16 protein-coding genes and 1 tRNA gene are annotated in these 16,561 nt (G+C 52.7%); 13 read left to right on the forward strand and 4 right to left on the reverse strand.

Annotated features, from left to right (window positions below; all coding sequences use genetic code 11):
• Positions 1-81: 81 nt before the first annotated feature.
• The 10 genes from purE (at position 82) to LDN12_RS16860 (ending at position 10,255) form a co-directional block, all read left to right on the forward strand.
• Positions 82-594 (forward strand): 5-(carboxyamino)imidazole ribonucleotide mutase, encoded by a 513-nt coding sequence (purE, locus tag LDN12_RS16815; RefSeq protein ID WP_223923803.1) that lies wholly within the window; start codon positions 82-84, stop codon positions 592-594.
• Between the two features lie 90 nt (positions 595-684).
• Positions 685-948: a cytochrome c3 family protein gene (locus LDN12_RS16820; RefSeq protein WP_223923804.1), complete on the forward strand. Its 264-nt coding sequence runs from the start codon at positions 685-687 to the stop codon at positions 946-948.
• A 206-nt stretch (positions 949-1,154) separates the two neighbouring features.
• The gene (locus LDN12_RS16825) at positions 1,155-2,519 is read left to right on the forward strand and encodes a cytochrome c biogenesis protein ResB (protein WP_223923805.1); all 1,365 of its coding nucleotides are present in this window, start codon (positions 1,155-1,157) and stop codon (positions 2,517-2,519) included.
• A 16-nt stretch (positions 2,520-2,535) separates the two neighbouring features.
• Positions 2,536-3,390 (forward strand): c-type cytochrome biogenesis protein CcsB, encoded by an 855-nt coding sequence (gene ccsB / locus LDN12_RS16830; protein ID WP_223923806.1) that lies wholly within the window; start codon positions 2,536-2,538, stop codon positions 3,388-3,390.
• A 215-nt stretch (positions 3,391-3,605) separates the two neighbouring features.
• A complete protein-coding gene (locus LDN12_RS16835; RefSeq protein ID WP_223923807.1) occupies positions 3,606-4,580 on the forward strand; it encodes a glycosyltransferase in 975 nt (324 codons plus the stop codon).
• Between the two features lie 163 nt (positions 4,581-4,743).
• Positions 4,744-5,688 (forward strand): glycosyltransferase family 2 protein, encoded by a 945-nt coding sequence (locus LDN12_RS16840; protein ID WP_223924098.1) that lies wholly within the window; start codon positions 4,744-4,746, stop codon positions 5,686-5,688.
• Positions 5,681-6,868, forward strand: coding sequence for a glycosyltransferase family 4 protein (locus LDN12_RS16845; protein ID WP_223923808.1), 1,188 nt, complete (start codon positions 5,681-5,683; stop codon positions 6,866-6,868). Before LDN12_RS16840 ends, LDN12_RS16845 begins: the two co-directional genes overlap by 8 nt.
• Before the next feature lie 88 nt (positions 6,869-6,956).
• Positions 6,957-7,031, forward strand: a tRNA-Gly gene (locus LDN12_RS16850).
• 422 nt (positions 7,032-7,453) lie between these two features.
• Complete coding sequence (locus LDN12_RS16855) at positions 7,454-9,166, forward strand: NAD(P)-binding domain-containing protein (RefSeq protein ID WP_223923809.1); 1,713 nt, start codon at positions 7,454-7,456, stop codon at positions 9,164-9,166.
• Between the two features lie 246 nt (positions 9,167-9,412).
• Positions 9,413-10,255, forward strand: a complete 843-nt coding sequence (locus LDN12_RS16860; RefSeq protein WP_223923810.1) for a hypothetical protein — start codon at positions 9,413-9,415, stop codon at positions 10,253-10,255.
• A 151-nt stretch (positions 10,256-10,406) separates the two neighbouring features.
• Here the strand turns inward: LDN12_RS16860 and yecR are convergent, their stop codons facing one another.
• The gene (gene yecR, locus LDN12_RS18020) at positions 10,407-10,802 is read right to left on the reverse strand and encodes a YecR family lipoprotein (RefSeq protein ID WP_374045067.1); all 396 of its coding nucleotides are present in this window, start codon (positions 10,800-10,802) and stop codon (positions 10,407-10,409) included.
• Positions 10,803-11,475: 673 nt separating this feature from the next.
• Between yecR and LDN12_RS16870 the strand changes: the two genes are divergently transcribed.
• Both LDN12_RS16870 and LDN12_RS16875 read left to right on the forward strand, forming a co-directional pair.
• The gene (locus tag LDN12_RS16870) at positions 11,476-12,066 is read left to right on the forward strand and encodes a hypothetical protein (RefSeq protein ID WP_223923811.1); all 591 of its coding nucleotides are present in this window, start codon (positions 11,476-11,478) and stop codon (positions 12,064-12,066) included.
• Positions 12,063-13,040: a helix-turn-helix domain-containing protein gene (locus LDN12_RS16875; RefSeq protein WP_223923812.1), complete on the forward strand. Its 978-nt coding sequence runs from the start codon at positions 12,063-12,065 to the stop codon at positions 13,038-13,040. Before LDN12_RS16870 ends, LDN12_RS16875 begins: the two co-directional genes overlap by 4 nt.
• A gap of 223 nt (positions 13,041-13,263) precedes the next feature.
• Here the strand turns inward: LDN12_RS16875 and LDN12_RS16880 are convergent, their stop codons facing one another.
• Together LDN12_RS16880 and LDN12_RS16885 are read right to left on the reverse strand one after the other, a co-directional pair.
• A complete protein-coding gene (locus LDN12_RS16880; RefSeq protein ID WP_223923813.1) occupies positions 13,264-13,818 on the reverse strand; it encodes a YceI family protein in 555 nt (184 codons plus the stop codon).
• Positions 13,819-14,016: 198 nt separating this feature from the next.
• Positions 14,017-14,517 (reverse strand): cytochrome P460 family protein, encoded by a 501-nt coding sequence (locus LDN12_RS16885; protein ID WP_223923814.1) that lies wholly within the window; start codon positions 14,515-14,517, stop codon positions 14,017-14,019.
• A 349-nt stretch (positions 14,518-14,866) separates the two neighbouring features.
• Here LDN12_RS16885 and LDN12_RS16890 point away from each other — a divergent pair, with 349 nt between their 5' ends.
• Positions 14,867-15,259: a hypothetical protein gene (locus tag LDN12_RS16890; protein ID WP_223923815.1), complete on the forward strand. Its 393-nt coding sequence runs from the start codon at positions 14,867-14,869 to the stop codon at positions 15,257-15,259.
• A gap of 274 nt (positions 15,260-15,533) precedes the next feature.
• Here LDN12_RS16890 and LDN12_RS16895 read toward each other — a convergent pair whose 3' ends face one another.
• Entirely contained in the window at positions 15,534-16,514 is a 981-nt protein-coding gene (locus LDN12_RS16895) for a DUF4382 domain-containing protein (protein WP_223923816.1), read from the reverse strand.
• Positions 16,515-16,561 lie beyond the last annotated feature (47 nt).

Below are 16,561 nucleotides of genomic sequence, written 5' to 3' on the forward strand. Positions count from 1 at the left end.
TATAGGTCCCATAAGTCCCATTTCCCATAATTCCCATAATTCCCACAACCACAAACCACTATCCAATTTCGGAGGAATAGAATGACAGTTTCACCAAAGGTCCTGCTCATGATGGGGAGCGATTCCGACCTGCCGGTCATGCAGGAGGCCTGCGGGGTGCTTCGGAAATTCGACATCCCCTATGAAATGCATATTGCGTCCGCCCACCGTTCTCCGGCCAAGGCCATGACCCTGGCCTCGGAAGCGGCCGGCCGGGGTATCCGGGCGATCATCGCCGGAGCCGGGATGGCGGCCCATCTGGCCGGGGTCGTGGCTGCCAAGACCACCCTGCCGGTGATCGGCGTTCCCATGCCGGGCGGGGCGCTGAACGGCGTCGACGCCCTTTACTCCACGGTGCAGATGCCGGGCGGGATTCCGGTGGCGACCATGGCCATCGGCAAGGCCGGGGCCAAGAACGCCGGGCTGTTCGTCGTTCAGATCCTGGCCCTTGGCGATGAACGGCTTGCCGGGGCGCTCAGGGACTACCGCCGGGAGATGGAAGACGAGGTGGAGCGCAAGGACGCAGCCTTGCAGGCGGCGGGACGGGAAGCGTAAACGGCGCAAACCGGGCTTTTCCCTTGACATCCTTTTTTCCCGTGTAGTAATTTCTTCCAGTTTTTATAAAATTTTCGCAGGAGGAGTTACATGAAAAACGTTGTTGTTGCGCTGTTTGCCCTGGTCGCGTTTGCCGGCACCGCCTTTGCCGCTCCTGAAGTCATCGAGATGAAAAAAGGGGTGAAGTTCCCCCACAAGGCCCACATCGCCGCCGTCGGCAACTGTAAGAAGTGCCATGAAAAAGGCCCCGGCAAGATCGCCGGCTTCGGCAAGGAATGGGCTCACAAGAACTGCAAAGGCTGCCACGCCGAGGGCAAAAAAGGCCCCACGAGCTGCAAAGAGTGCCACAAGTAGCACGTTCGTAATCCGTTGTTTCGGCGTACCTATTGAGAGGGATGACACAAGTCTGCTGTTGTCCCTCTTTTTTTGTGGCGGGAGAACGTAAACCGGAATAGTTCCGAAAAAAAAGAGTACATTTTTTATCGCTCTTGAGCTAAAGTTATAAAACTTAGCCTGTCGCCTGAGCGTCAGGCGGCCGACACCATGACCGGGAGAGACAATTGGCAACCACCGACCGCAGTTTCGTTCAGTCACTTTGGGATTTTTTCTGTTCACTCAAGCTCACCATCTTTCTCCTGATCTCCCTGGCGCTTACCTCCATCATCGGCACCATCCTTCCCCAGGGGAAGCTGCCGCCGGAATACGTGGCGGAAATCAGCCCCATGAAGTTCCAGATCTATTCCAAGCTCGGTTTCTTCGATATGTACCACAGTTGGTGGTTCATCCTCCTGCTGTACGTATTCAGCCTCAACCTGGTGTGCTGCTCCATCAAGCGGCTGCCGCACGTGTTCAAGTTCATCAGTGAACCGACCCTGGTGCTGGGCGAGAGCCTGCGCAAAGGTTTTTCCCTGAAGCAGGAACTCGGTTTTTCGGCGTCGCTCGACAAGGGGCGCGAGGCGCTGGTCGAGTTTCTCGCCAAGGAGTTTGCCGCTCCGGTCGTCACCGAGCAGGACGGGGAATACCACCTTTTTGCCCAGAAGAGCGCCTGGTGCCGCCTGGGGGTGTATGTCGTCCACCTGAGCATCCTGATCATCTTCATCGGCGCCATCCTCGGATCGCTGTTCGGATATAAGGGGTTTGCCGCCATCGTCGAAGGCACCAGCGTTTCGAGCATCCAGGCCCACAACGGCGCGGATATCCCCCTGGGCTTTGAAGTCCGGTGCGAAAAGTTCAATGTCTCTTTCTACGATTCCGGCGCGCCCAAGGAGTTCAAGAGCATCCTGACGGTCCTGGAAAACGGCCAGCCGGTCAAAGGGTTGACCAATGTCCGCGTCGTGGTGAACGAACCGCTCACCTACAAGGGCTTCACCTTCTACCAGTCGAGCTACGGCCAGGCCAGCGAGAGCAGCGACCACTCCTTTACGGTGCAATCCGCCTCGGGCGCTCCCGTCGGCCAGTTCACCCTGCGCGAGGGGCAGACGACCACCCTGAAGGACGGCACCACCTTCAAGCTGCTGGAGACGACCGGGGACATCAGCCAGTTCATGCCCAATTTCTCCGGGCCTGCCGCCAGGGTGGAGGTTACCCCCAAGGGTAAGACGGCCCAGACCTTCATCGTGTTCAAGAACTATCCCGACGCCAACGCCCAGCGGGGCGACGCGCTGCAGTTCGTGTACGAAGGCTCCAACGCCAAGATGTACACCGGCCTCCAGGTCGCCAAGGACCCCGGCGTCTGGGTGGTGTGGCTGGGCTGCGCCCTGATGGTGTGCGGCCTGTTCATCGCCTTCTTCATGTCCCACAAACGGGTCTGGATCGTCGTTTCCAAAGGCTATGCCCGGATGTACGGCAACGCCAGCAAGAACCAGGCTGCATTCCAGATGCAATTCGAAGAGCTGTCCGACAAGTTGAAAAACCTGAAAATCTAGCGGAGGTACCTCGTTTATGACAAGTTCAATGCTCTTCAACGCGACGACCATCGCCTATATGGCGTCCATGGTTGTCTTCTTCGCATTCCTCGCCACCAGGAACAAGGCCGTCGGCCTGACCGGCAGCCTCCTGGCCTATGCCGGTTTCGCCGCCCAGACCCTGGCCATCGCCCTGCGCTGGAAGGAATCCTACGACATAGGCTACGGCCACGCGCCGCTCTCCAACCTGTACGAGTCGGTGGTCTTCTTCTCCTGGACCATCATCCTCATCTACATGTTCATCGAGCTGAAGTACAAATACCGCATCGTCGGCGCCTTCGTGGTCCCCTTCGCCTTCCTGGGCATGTCCTGGGCCCAGCTCGGCATGCAGAGCGGCATCGAGCCGCTGGTGCCGGCCCTCCAGAGCAACTGGCTCCTGTACCACGTCATCACCTGCTTCTTGGGCTATGCGGCCTTTGCCGTGGCCTGCGGCATCTCCATCATGTACCTGGTCAAGGCCAGGAGCGAAGAGGGCGGGGGCGGCGCCGCCGGCGGCCTGATGAGCATGTTCCCGCCGATCCGGGTCCTGGACGATCTGAACTACCGGGCCATCATGATCGGCTTTCCGCTCCTGACCCTGGGGATCATCACCGGCGCGGCCTGGGCCAACTACGCCTGGGGCACCTACTGGAGCTGGGACCCCAAGGAAACCTGGTCCCTGATCGTCTGGTTCATCTACGCAGCCTTCCTCCACGCCCGCTTCACCAGGGGATGGGTCGGCAAGCGCGCCGCCTGGCTTTCCATCATCGGCTTCGCGGCCACCATCTTCTGCTACCTGGGGGTCAATCTGTTTTTGTCCGGGTTGCACAGCTACGGCAGCTCCAAGATGTAATACCGATTCCAAATCAAGGCGCTATCTTCGTTGGCTCGTCTTCGGCTCCTCAGCGTACTAGCTGTACGCCTCCGTCGCCTCAGTCCTCGCCGCCTTGATTTCATCCTTGATTTGAAATCGGTATAAAACCCATGGTGTTGTTTCAACAACATTTTAGGTGATTTTGCCGACCGAGTATGATTATATGAACCGGGAATTCAATTCCCGGTTTTTTTATGGACCAACCAATCATTTCCATCATCATTCCGGTCAAACCGGGGTTCAGCGTGACGGCCGTCCAGCGGCTGGCGGCGGCGGATTACCCGCGCGACCGGTATGAGGTCATCGTCGCCGAGGGCTACAGCCCGAGCAGCCAGAGGAATAGGGCGGTGGCCCAGGCCCAAGGCGAGATCGTCTACTTCCTGGACGACGATTCCCTGACCTCGCCCGGCTTTTTGAAGGTCGTCGCCGGCCACTACCGGGACCCGCAGGTGGCGGCCGTGGGCGGCCCTTCGCTCACCCCGGCGACCGACTCGATCCTGCAACGCAGCATCGGGGCGGCCCTGGCCTCGCCTCTGGGGGGCGGCGGGATGCGCAACCGCTACCGTGCCCAGGGCGTGGCGCGCCGGACCGACGACAGCGAGCTGATCCTGTGCAACCTGAGCTTCCGCCGGGAGCGGTTTCTGGCCTGCGGCGGCCTGGACGAGCGGCTCTATCCCAACGAGGAAAACGAACTCCTGGACCGGATGCGCCATGACGGGGCGGGCTTGATCCATGACCCGTCCCTGGCGGTTTTTCGCAGCCAGCGGCCCACGTGGCGCCTGCTCTGCCGCCAGTTCCTGAACTACGGCCGGGGTCGCGCCGAGCAGACGCTCATCAGCAGGCGCATCCAGCCTGCCAGCCTGTTGCCGGCCCTGTTCCTCGTCTATGTCCTGGCCGTGCCGTTGCTGGTGCGTTCCTTGGCGTGGCTGCCCCTGGCCGGCTACGGAGCGCTGGTGCTCCTCTGTGCCGCCGTGGAGGCGGCAAAGGCGCGCGCGCCGGGCATGTTCCCCCGGCTGGCGCTCATCTATCCCATCATCCACCTGGCCTACGGCGCGGGCCTCTGGTGGGGGCTCCTGGGCGCCCTGTCCGGCAGACGGCGCACACCGGGCGGCGAAGTGAACCTGCGGCAGGTGAAGGGATTGGCCGACCCTCCCGGCACTGGTGGTTGAAGAGGTTGTTGAAAAACAGCCATCTCGCCGCCGTCCTCGAAAGCCCTTTTGTGCGGCGTAGCGCTGCTACGCCTCCGCAGGGCTTTCTGCGGTTGCGACGATCTGACTATTTTTGAACAACCTGAGTTAAAGAGCAAAGCGATGCAAGGAGGACGGGGTGAGTGTGGAACTGAGTATTGTCGTGCCGATCTACAACGAGGAGGAGAACGTGGCGGCGCTCTACGCGAGTATTCGCGACGCCCTGGCCGGGACCTCCCTGGACTACGAAACCATCTTTGTGGATGACGGTTCGAGCGACGCCTCGTTCAGGCTGCTGAAGGAGATTGCCGACCAGGACCAGCGGGTGAAGCTCCTGCGCTTCCGCCGCAATTTCGGCCAGACCGCCGCCATGTCCGCCGGATTCGACGCGGCCAAGGGCGACGTCATCGTCCCCATGGACGGCGACCTGCAGAACGACCCGGCCGATATCCCCCGCCTGCTGGACAAGCTCCACGAAGGCTACGACGTGGTCTCCGGGTGGCGCAAGGCCCGCAAGGACACCTTCATTACCCGCAAGATCCCCTCGCTTCTGGCCAACTCGCTCATCTCCACCCTGACCGGCGTGCACCTGCACGATTACGGCTGCACCCTCAAGGCCTACCGCCGCGAGGTGCTGGACGGCATCAACCTCTACGGCGAGATGCACCGCTTCGTGCCGGCCCTGGCCTCCCAGGTGGGGGCCAAGGTCGCCGAGTTGCCGGTGAACCACCGTCCGCGCCTCTACGGCAAGAGCAAGTACGGCATCTCCCGCACCCTGCGGGTCGTGCTGGACCTGATGACGGTCAAGTTCCTGCTGGCCTATTCCACCAAGCCGATCCAGCTGTTCGGCAAGTGGGGCATCTACACCCTGCTGGCCGGCTTCCTGTCCGGCATGACCACGCTCTACATGAAGTTCTTCGAGCACATGAGCATGAACCGCAACCCGCTCCTGATCCTCACGGCCTTCCTGCTGTTCATGGGGGTCCAGTTCATCGTCCTGGGCCTTCTGGGCGAGTTGAACGCCCGGACCTACTACGAATCCCAGGGCAAGCCGATCTACGTCATCCGGGACAGGGTAAACCTTGGCTGATACGGGGCTGAGAATCCTCATGGTGGCGCCCACCCCCTATTTCGCGGACCGGGGCTGCCATGTGCGCATCTACGAGGAGGCCCGGGCCCTGCGCAGCCTGGGGCACGACGTGCGCATCGTCACCTACCACATCGGCCGGGACCTGCCCGGCATCCCGGTGACGCGCATCCCCCGCATACCGTGGTACAACCGGCTGGAAGCCGGCCCCTCCTGGCACAAGCTCTACCTGGACCTGTTGCTGTTGGCCAAGGCTGCGTCACTCAGCCTGAGCTTCCGTCCCCAGATCATCCACGCCCACCTCCACGAAGGGGCGGGCATCGGCTGGCTGCTCAAGCTCGCGACCCGCGCCCCCCTGGTCTTCGATTACCAGGGGAGCCTGTCCGGCGAATGCATCGACCACGGCTTCTTCAAGGCCGACTCCCGCGTGGCCCGCATCTTCCGGCGGGTGGAGCGGTTCATCAACGACCGCGCCGACCGGATCGTCACCAGTTCCGGCGCCGGGTACAGCGACCTCCGGGACGCCTGGGGGGTGCCGCCCGAACGCATGGTCCCGGTCATGGACGGCGTGGATACGGACCGGTTTTGCCCCCGCGACCGGAACGAGGCGCGGACGCGGCTGGGAATCGACCCGCATGTGCCGGTGGTGGCCTACCTGGGCCTTATGAACGCCTACCAGGGCACGGACCTGCTGCTGGACGCCATAGGGCTCCTGAAGGCGCGGGGCGTGCATGCCCGCTTCCTGATCATGGGTTTTCCCCATGAACGCTACCGGGCTGAGGCCGAGGCGCGGGGGATCGGCGACCTGATCACCTTCACCGGCAAGGTGGATTATAGCGACGCGCCGCTCTTCCTTTCTGCGGCCGATCTGGCCGTGTCGCCCAAGCTGTCCCTGACCGAGGCCAACGGCAAGCTGTTCAACTACATGGCCTGCGCCCTGCCGGTGGTGGTCTTCGATACCCCAGTCAACCGGGAGATCCTGGGAGCAACGGGCAGCTACGCCCGCCTGGGCGACGCCGCGGACTTCGCGGAGCGCATCGCGGCGCTCCTGGCGGACCGGGAAGGGTTGCAGGGGCAGGGGGAGCGGGTGCGGGCCAGGGCGGTCGGCGAGCACTCCTGGCAGGCCAGGGGAACCCTCCTGACCCAGGTTTACCGGGCGGTGGTCGGCACGCCCGCAGGCTGAATAGGGATAAAGAGCGGGCCGTTGAAAAAAAATGAACAAAAATGGTTGACACGCGGGCCTGATTTTGGTAGAAAACAAAACTCACCAAGCGGGAATAACTCAGTGGTAGAGTGCAACCTTGCCAAGGTTGAAGTCGCGGGTTCGAATCCCGTTTCCCGCTCCATTCAGAGCGCACAAGCCAGGCCAATAAAGCCTGGCTTTTTTGCGTCCCGCGCCGGACCCTCCCGCGCCGTGTAGCCCCCTTTCTAATCTGCACCCCTCCGTAATTCGCGCCGCAAGCAAAAAACTTTGTATCGAAATGAAACAATCGCCGGGATTTTGCCGCTCGATTCATGCCTTTTCTTGTGTGAAAACGGTGGGATGTGGAGAATGGTCAAGGAGTGTTAATTTTTTTAACACTTTGAAATTCCGTTGAAAAGTGCGTTTTTGTGATGTAGAAGAGGGGGAGAGAAGAGGGAAAGTCAAAAACGTTTTGAATGTGGTGACCCTTTGGGGACTTGTTTAAAGGTTGCACCTGACGCCGCGGATGTTCCCGTAAGCTGACCAGGGTTCGGGGGTAGTTAGATGCAAAATGTGAGGTAATTTATGTTAGTTAATAACAAAAAACACTCAGATGTTGTAGAAAAATATGGATATTACAAAATGAAAATTATTAAATCAAGCTTACTATTTGTATCAATAATAATAATTTTGCTACTTATTATAACTTCTGGTATATATATTTTACTCGATGTTAAAAATTATGAAATATCTAGTATTTTAGAAAAAGCTGACATGAAAAATTTAATATCTATTATATCTGCTATTTGTTCTATTGCAGCTGTTATTGTAGTATGGACGCAATTGCAACAAATGAACTCATCAGCTTACATTGACTTGGTAGATTTAGTTAAAAAACATCATGGAAAAAAAATTTCAAAATTAAGAAAAAATATAAATAAGTATTATAATGAATATATATTTAAGGTTGTTGGTGATAAGAAAATAGATTGCACTGATACAGAATTATTAGAAGAATTAATCCAAAATTGTCGCGATAAATTCAAAACATCGATTGATGACGATCCATATATTTTAGAAAAATGCAAAGAATTATTTTCTGAAGTCGCAAACTACTATGAATATATTTCGATGTTTATCGATATCGGCTGGGCCGATATGCACCCAACGAATAGAGCGTTATTATTAAACATGCTGCATAATTCCTCTATAAAAGTGGCAGCAAGCCTTCTGATTCTCATGCCGGTGTTAAGGGGGGGGGCTCACGATAAGTATTGGTTGAATAGTTTTAGAAAGGTGTTGCCAAAGTTGATAGTCTATCGCAGACAGAGGGGACTATCTACTAATTCTATTGATCTCCTTGTAAATTTTCTTATAAATAAAGAGGAGAAGTCTAAACCTATATTGACTAAAAATGTTACAGAGCCTAAGCCTGTTGTGGGGATTTTGGGGCTAGGAAGGGTTGGGAAGTCTACTCTAAGCATGGTAGACCAATCACGTGTTTCAAAGATTGTTATATTTGATACAAAAATTAAATATGTAGATATGTATTATGACACTGAATTTAAATTTGTCGAAAGTGCTGAGGAGATTTTCCAATGTTGTGATATAATTTTTGCCTGTATCCCCTCCGATCAATTAGAAGTATACATCAACGATCCGAGCCTTACTCAATATTTTGGTTCAATTCTTTTCGTCAAGCGTTCATCTTCATCTTATAACTTCTCCAATGGAGCAAAAAAAATATTTAGTCACTACGTAAGCTTTCCATGTTTTATGGAGTATAAGCAATATTGTAATGTCGAGGATACGTTATTACTCGGAGGGTGTGAAACAGACGTCGAAAAAATACAAAAAATATTGAGAGCAAGACCATCTAGGCAAGTCATTATAATGCGTAGCGCGGAAAGTGCGGATCAGTGCAAGATGGCAAAGTTCGCGATTGACCATTCCTTACTTGTATTATGGAATGAGATTTTTGAATGGTTAAATACAGCTGGAGCCGAGCAATCTGATATAGAATCTTTCATGCAGTTTTTATATTTTCAGAAATCTATGTCAACTTGTATCCGAGTACCTTGTGGCGGCAATGCCAACGAAAATCTACAGATGTTCGAGAATTTTTGGTCTAGCGAAAGGGGAATGAACATTACGAAGCTGGCTTTAAAATTGGATAAAAAATTTTCACGAAAAGTAGGACTGTCAGCATTTAGGTTTCCAATGCTGCAAGAAGGCGAAAACCTTAGCCCTAAGGCGTTGGCTGCAATAAGAGCCGGCTTCGAAAAATTCAAGAACTGAATTGAAATATAAAGGAATAACAATAATAAATAGGGTCAGTCCTTGAAAATGGAAAGGTGTTTTTTGGATTCTAAATTCAAGGACTGACCCCCTGTTAAGTGCTGTATTAATTTTTTTAACACTTTGAAATTGCGTTGAAAAGTGCGTTTTTGTGATGTAGAAGAGGGGGAGAAGGAGAGTAAAAAACGTGTAGAATGTAGACTTGACCCTTTGGGGATGCCCCTCGATTACGGGAAGCGCTGTGTCTTGCCGATTACGATCCTTGGCATTTTGGGAGTCGTAACTTATTTTTTTACAAAAAACGACATATACGGAAATTATTCCAGCAATTATCAGAAAATCGGCATTGGGTTCATGAAAATTGCAAAAGAATCGTTTTACTGGTATGTGCCCGCTGTTTTCAGTCTCGTTATTATTCTCCTGTTACGTTTACGCAAGGAAATTTCTTCAACATATATGACTATAGGTTTTTTTCTAACCTACTGCGCCATTGGTAACTCCATCTATTTTTTTGGTAGAAGTCATGAAAATAATATCATCAACATATCAATCGTATTACTGTTTCTGTTTTTTTACATGCTTGATCTTGTAACAACATATCTGAATAATTGCCACAGAGAAAACGCTCCAGCTAAATGCTTACAGCGCCACATAAGCATTTATGCCGCAATTACAGTAATTTTTATCATCTCCATTTTTTATACACAAACCATCAGCGATAAGGTTGCAATTCAGGTCGCAAACGCTGGCGAAGGCCGACTTATTTATTCTTATAACCCTTTTGAAAGGGATAAGTTGTTTGGTCCTTTCATGGACCAGGTGCGAAAACTCACGAATTACAGCGACAAGGTGTATTTTGCGGACTCGGTGGATTTCCTCTTCGCATATTACGGGGGGTATCAACCAGTTGGTTTTTGTAGTCCTTTCATGACGTGGATATACAAAAAGGATCTCCAAAAATTTCTGCAGGGATTGCTAGATAACGGCTATTACTTGGTTTGCAGCAAAGATTATTTGTATACTCTGGATGGACTTCATTTTATCAAACAGGATCGAATTGGAACTATCTTTGTGACATCTAAAAACTAAACTAATTTATTAGTAAATACTTTTCCAAAAATAATAAATAGGGGCAGTCCTTGAAAATGGAAAGGTGTTTTTTGGATTCCAAATTCAAGGACTGACCCCCTGTTAAGTGCATGAATTAACCATGCTAGTTCGCTTAAACTATTGTTATGATTTATTTGCTCGATACTGGAGTAAGAGTCATCTCATGCAAATTACCTATGCACTGATACATAATCCTGAGCGTCTTTGACCCGCATGGACTAATGCCCGGTTGATGGCAAACCACTTGAACCGGGAACGGGTCGCGGAAGGCTTCTGCACTACCGTATCCCCAGTTCTGGCATCGTTTATTAGCTTCCGTGTTGGCTTGTTGCGGGTCCCATTGGACGAGTGTTTCCCTGATCCCAAATTTTGGGGGCACATCAATGCCTAGAATAACATTACCATCAGCTTTGCTACCACCCACACAAACCCAACTCATTGTCTCTGTCGTAGTACAAGCGGAGGTCAATGCTGCAACCATTATAACAAGTGCTGATAAACTCTTTACCATAACGGCTCTTTTCATACCTTACCCCCCCTGAGCTACAAAATGTTAAGCATGCACCGATAACCCATAAAGCCTGTCAAGAGGTAGCACGTCCGACCTGACATAGATACATATTTTGAATAATAAATAGGGTCAGTCCTTGAAAATGGAAAGGTGTTTTTTGGATTCCAAATTCAAGGACTGACCCCCTGTTAAGTGCTTTTCTTGTGTGAAAACGGCTGGATGGGAAGAATGGTCAAGGAGTGTTAATTTTTTTAACACTTTGAAATTGCGTTGAAAAGTGTGTTTTTGTGATGTAGAAGAGGGAGAGAAGGAGAGTAAAAAACGTGTAGAATGTAGACCTGACCCTTTGGGGATGCCTGTCTTTTCTTGTGTGAAAATGGTGGGATGTGGAGAATGGTCAAGGAGTGTTAATTTTTTTAACACTTTGAAATTGCGTTGAAAAGTGTGTTTTTGTGATGTAGAAGAGGGGGGGGAGAAGGAGAGTCAAAAATGTGTAGAATGTAGACCTGACCCTTTGGGGATGCCCTAGACTTGACCCTTTGGGGATGCCCCCAAGATGTTGAAGTCCCAATAACATCCACCAATAAAGACAATTATAGAAAAAAATAGGCCAATATGAGAAAATTTAGTTGACATATTTCTCGGTTGCTGTATCCTTTAGTCAAGTCAACAAATAAAGGAGGCAGCCATGAATTACCTTTCTAATGAAATACTAGAGAGGATTGAAGCAGCCAGAAAAGACCGTACCGACCTGGAGAAATTATTAGATCGCGCTTCTGATGGGCTAAAGTCCTTCAGGAACAACCACCCAGCATTTGCAGGGTCGATGGAGGGAGCTATTGGAATTGCGGCAATCTCCGTTGGCGTTTCTCTTTTTAGTCCGGTTGGCTGCGGAAACAAGATTCCTGAACTTGTAGGAGCGGCATTCGGAGCTGGGGTCGGCGGAGGAGTAGGTGGAACCATTGCAGCGATTGGTGGTGCCGGTATTTCAATGATGGGAACAGCTTTTGCGATTCCTGCGGTTGTCATAATGGCTATTGGCACTGGTATTGGTACCCTTTCGGGAGCAGCCACGGGATGGTTTGGGGTTGATCTGGCCACTCAAGCACCGTCATTACTGGAGATGCTAATTGACAATATTTCAGGAGCAGCACTGATAGCGTTCGGGTGCTATATGCTTTGGTTAGCCATTAAGGATTTATGGAGAGCCGGCGGAGAATTTATCTCTTATATAAGAAGTTTGGGAGTTAACGAAATTCCCGTGGAGGTTTTGTCATGAACGCATCTATTCTCACAGCAAACAACATAATCGATATGCGAAACAAAATGGGACTTTCGAGGGATGATCTGGCAAGCATGCTAGGAGTTTCGAGCAAAACTGTAGCCAGATGGGAAAATCAAAACAATAATGAGCCGCCTAGCGGCACTGCTGCAATAGTATTGTCTACCATTATTTCAAATGCATTAAACATTCCTCTGCAAGAGGGTAAACCAGAACTTATATCAGAAATGGAAAGCATCCACGAAAAAGCAAAGATTAGAGAGAACCCCGATACGATATTTTCGTTATTAGATCAAGCAACCAATGAAGAAAAGACAGAAATTTGCAAGGCATTAAAGCTTCCTGTGGATTCTGACGTATACCAAATCAGTAAAGAGTATAGGTCTGCCGCAGGACATACTATTGGCAACTGGTTTCGCGGTGACCATGACATGCCTTACAAAGAGATTCTTGCTGATATTGCAAATAAACTGAAACCGAAGAAAGATAAAAGTGTTTATATGTTAGGTGACGGTAGGTCTGAAGAGGAAATTGAAATCAAAATTGTTGATTATTTTGCCATAAAAATTGCCGATGAACTGAACAGGATGAAACCAGAAGAACGTGCTCAGAAGTTGGTAGAAATCCAGAAGTCACTTAATGAGGGGAAAAATCCTGATGTGCGTATTGAGTCCATAAAAGAAATTGAAAACGTGCTATCTGCAACAACTGTAACATCACTTTCTGTTGTTTCCTTACTTACAGGCCCATTAACAGCAAGTCTATTTTACTCAGGAATATTTGCAGGACTTTGGGCGAGTGTGTTTGGCATGAGCTCTTCCTTGCTGTTATTGACGGGAACAGGAGTCGGAACTCTGGTTTCGTTGCCAGTTTTATTGCTATTACTTGGTTCTCCAAGCTATAGAAAAACAATCCCTGTAACATTGCAGCTAATCAATATCAGACGTCGTGTTACACAGATGATGTCATGATGTAACCTTTATAATAAGAAAAACATATAAGGGTCAGGTCTGCATTCTACACATTCCTTTGATAGAATGGGAGATAACACTATCAATCAAAGGTTTTAAAAAGGCACTCTCCCCATTTAATCACACAAAACTAAAAGAGCCCAAGCTGCTTTTCGAGACACCATAAAGGCCTTGAAAAAACAGCCCGTCCCCTTTTTGTCTCCGAAGCCTTTCCCAGAAGAACCTACTGCTTCCCCAACGCCGTCGTGATCGTGACAGCAACCTCATCGCCGATCACCGCGTCGGCGCTGACGCCGAAATCCTGCCGGTTGACGGTTGCCGTGACGGATGCTCCCTGATTGAGTTTGTCGTGCAGGCTGTCCGGGCCATCCACAATCAGGACCGCCTCTTTCGTAACCCCTTTTATGGTCAGGTTGCCGGTCACTTTCAGCTTGGCGCCCAGCGTTTCAACCCTTGTGGATACAAACGTCATGGTCGGGAATTTTGCCGCATCGAGAAAGCCGGGACTGCGCAGGTCGTCATCGCGCATGTCATTGCCGGTATTGATCGAGGCCGCATCGATACTGACTTCAACCTTTGATTTCGTAATATCCGCCTCATCGACATCGACCGTCCCTTTGAATTTCTCGAACGCCCCCTTGACGCTCATTATCCTGAAAATCTTGGCCTTGAATTGAATCGTGGTGTTGCCGGGGGCTATGGTGTAGGTCGTGGCCACCGCGGCGAATGGCATGAGCGTCAATGCCAGCGTGAAGATCGGAATGAAGAGGTGTTTCATATCATCCTCCTGCCCTCGACGTTATAGTCGTCCCTCATTGTGCCAAGTATACCACAGGACGCTTCCCTGTTACCCGTGGCCGTCCCGGCGTTCGCGTAATCCGTTGGGGCCGGGCCTGCAAATTTCGAGTTTTCGGCAAGGAGCCGGGAACCTTTTCGAAATTTGCAGGCCTGTAGGCCTGTCGCCCCTACGGGCCATCTATGGCCGGGGCGTTTTGACGATATGGGTAAAGAGATAGTCGTTGCTCGCGACCGGGGTGTGGCACCCGAAGCACTCCTTAACAAACCCGGCATCTTTGCCGTACGGTTTCAGTTCGTTCCCCACGAAACGCGCATATCCCCATCCGCCGGTTTCCTTGTACTTTTTGGCGTCCTTCACCATGAACTCGACCTGCGCGAAGCCGGCCGGCACCGTGGCTACCGGAAAGGAGGGGTGTTTCTCGGCTTTCCAGGCCACCTTTGCCAGCACGCTCCCGTCGGGAAGCGGTTTTTTGCCGGCATGAAGGGCGGCGACGGCGATCTTGTTGCCGGTGATGATGCGGATCTGCCCCTTGTCCTCACGGTAGGAGGGGGCGACAACTTTCCATTCCATAAAATCGGAATAGCAGGCAATTCCGTTAGGCGCCACAGGGCGTTGCGCCGCGACAACCGAACTTGCAACCATCAGCAAAGCCGCACAGGTACAAGCAATTCCTCTCATTGCATCCTCCTTGACGTAAAAGTGGGGGTATCGGACCTCTCGGTAATGGGACGTGTTTTTAAATAATAACAGGGAATCGGTTCCTGGCAATCCGGGGGAAGACAAAGGGGACATGGCTCTTTTTATTACCTCAGGGGACTTGTGTGCGGTCCTTTCGCCCACACCGGGACCGGCCTGATGGGGCCGCCGTTCGCCGTCCTGCGCCGGACCCTGCCGCGTCGTCTGCCGCCTCTCCAAAACCGGGTTCACACAAGGTTTGCATAGCAATCAAAAAAGGCTTGTATCTGCATGATACAAGTGAAAGAATTCGGCCGCAGAATTTATGGCTGAAAAATACAGGGAGTGAGCAATGTCGAAAAAGCTTGTGATAGGCGGAGCGGTTGCGGTTCTGATCCTGGTTTTCGCGGGATACCTGTTCTGGGACAGGGAGCCGCAGGAGCCGGCGGATGATACCTTTACCAAAATCAATGCCGTGTGGGCGGTGCAGGGGCCATTCAAGAACGGTACGGAATCTGCGCAGGCCATGCGTTACGCAACAAAGGCTGTCGGGGGACCTGAATCATTTTACAGCGAAATAGACAAGCACGTCGCCGCATACGACGCCCATCCGGGCAGGTGGGAAGAGATCAGGAAGAGCAGTCTGCAATTTGCCAAGGGGCCGGGATTTGAAGCCAGCCTGGATGCGGCAAAGAAACTGGGGGCGGTCGTCAATCCGAATTATGCCGCTTCGGCGGCTCACTGAGCTCGATAGACCCTCTGGCAAGCATGGTGTGTGACGCCCGCAGGGCACGGAGGAGCTTTGTTGTGCAGGGAGTCATGCTGATTTCCCGTCCCGGACCGGCATTGCCCCTATTTTTACAGTTTTTTCAATGCCGGATCTATCCGCTTGAACATGGCCTCATCATGGGGAAAATGATCACGGTTCCTTGCGGCGTTATATAGAACCCAAGCCCCCCGGTCGGACCGATGTCTGCCGGGGGGCTTGGGTTTTCATTCGTTCAGCCCGGGCGAACCGGCTACGGCGCGAGTTCCAACCCCGCTACGCCGTCCGGCGACACCGATGTATCGGTATTGGCGCTGACGGTCAACGCCTGCGATGAGTAATTCAGGAACTTGCCCGCCGGCCCTGTGACGCTTACAAAGACCTTGTAGGACGCCGATGGCATCAGCATGGAGCTATTGGGGGGCACGTAAGCGATAAACGGTGCCTTCCAGACGCCGGGGCTACTATAGTTGCTGAAAATATCGCCGGTGACGATGGCCGTCGCAGCCGGGCTTCTCGGCACGATGGAGACCCTGGCGCTCGACCAGGTGGCAAAACCGGGGGAGCGGACCATGCCCGAGATCGAGCCGGTGGCGGTATTCAGATCACCCATGATCTGTTGAATGTGGATGCCGGTAGGCTTGAGGTTGTACTGCCCCGAATTCCCCGCCCTGACTATGGCGGTGTCGGGATTGAACTCAAGCATGATGGTGTTCAGCACTCCGGCGGCCACGGTAAACCTCCCGACGATCTTCACGCCCGTCTGCTGTGCGCTTGGCGTGGTAAGCGCGATCTGGCCCGAGGAGGAGGCAAGGATAAGATAGTTATTGTACGGCGCTGTCGACGGATTTGCATGCAGGATCAGGCGCACCTGGCTGTACGTGCCCGCCGGAATGACTGCGGAGCCGAGGAGCTGTTGCAAAAAGTGGAGTTTGAGGATGTTGACGTCCTGCCCACCGCTGGCAGTAAAGTCGGCAATCACCGGCAATCCGGGGTCCGTATCGGCAAAGCCCTCCTTGCCGGCGGGCACCACGGCGATCTTGTCGACCTTGATGTGGACGCTGGAATAAGTCAGGAACGCCGGGCTGTCGGTTATCGCGACCCTCAACGTCCCGGTCGAGGAGGTGCCGCTGCCGCTGCCGCCGCCGCCGCAGCCGGGTAGTTGTCCGAGCGCCAGCGCCGCAAGGACGATCAGGGGTAATCCCGCAATGACGAGTCTTATGTTCTTTCGCATGTGGTCGCCTCCTCCAATGGTGGTCGCCCCCCGTAGCCGGTCCCGGC

The sequence above is a fragment of the Geobacter sp. AOG2 genome (assembly GCF_019972295.1).
Classification (GTDB): Bacteria; Desulfobacterota; Desulfuromonadia; order Geobacterales; family Pseudopelobacteraceae; genus Oryzomonas.

Excerpts from the sequence above, each read along its gene's own strand:
- purE (WP_223923803.1), top strand. The coding sequence starts at position 82 with ATGACAGTTTCACCAAAGGTCCTGCTCATGATGGGGAGCGATTCCGAC.
- LDN12_RS16820 (WP_223923804.1), top strand. The coding sequence starts at position 685 with ATGAAAAACGTTGTTGTTGCGCTGTTTGCCCTGGTCGCGTTTGCCGGC.
- ccsB (WP_223923806.1), top strand. The coding sequence starts at position 2,536 with ATGACAAGTTCAATGCTCTTCAACGCGACGACCATCGCCTATATGGCG.
- LDN12_RS16835 (WP_223923807.1), top strand. The coding sequence starts at position 3,606 with ATGGACCAACCAATCATTTCCATCATCATTCCGGTCAAACCGGGGTTC.
- LDN12_RS16855 (WP_223923809.1), top strand. The coding sequence starts at position 7,454 with ATGTTAGTTAATAACAAAAAACACTCAGATGTTGTAGAAAAATATGGA.
- yecR (WP_374045067.1), bottom strand. The coding sequence starts at position 10,802 with ATGAAAAGAGCCGTTATGGTAAAGAGTTTATCAGCACTTGTTATAATG.
- LDN12_RS16870 (WP_223923811.1), top strand. The coding sequence starts at position 11,476 with ATGAATTACCTTTCTAATGAAATACTAGAGAGGATTGAAGCAGCCAGA.
- LDN12_RS16875 (WP_223923812.1), top strand. The coding sequence starts at position 12,063 with ATGAACGCATCTATTCTCACAGCAAACAACATAATCGATATGCGAAAC.
- LDN12_RS16880 (WP_223923813.1), bottom strand. The coding sequence starts at position 13,818 with ATGAAACACCTCTTCATTCCGATCTTCACGCTGGCATTGACGCTCATG.
- LDN12_RS16885 (WP_223923814.1), bottom strand. The coding sequence starts at position 14,517 with ATGAGAGGAATTGCTTGTACCTGTGCGGCTTTGCTGATGGTTGCAAGT.
- LDN12_RS16890 (WP_223923815.1), top strand. The coding sequence starts at position 14,867 with ATGTCGAAAAAGCTTGTGATAGGCGGAGCGGTTGCGGTTCTGATCCTG.
- LDN12_RS16895 (WP_223923816.1), bottom strand. The coding sequence starts at position 16,514 with ATGCGAAAGAACATAAGACTCGTCATTGCGGGATTACCCCTGATCGTC.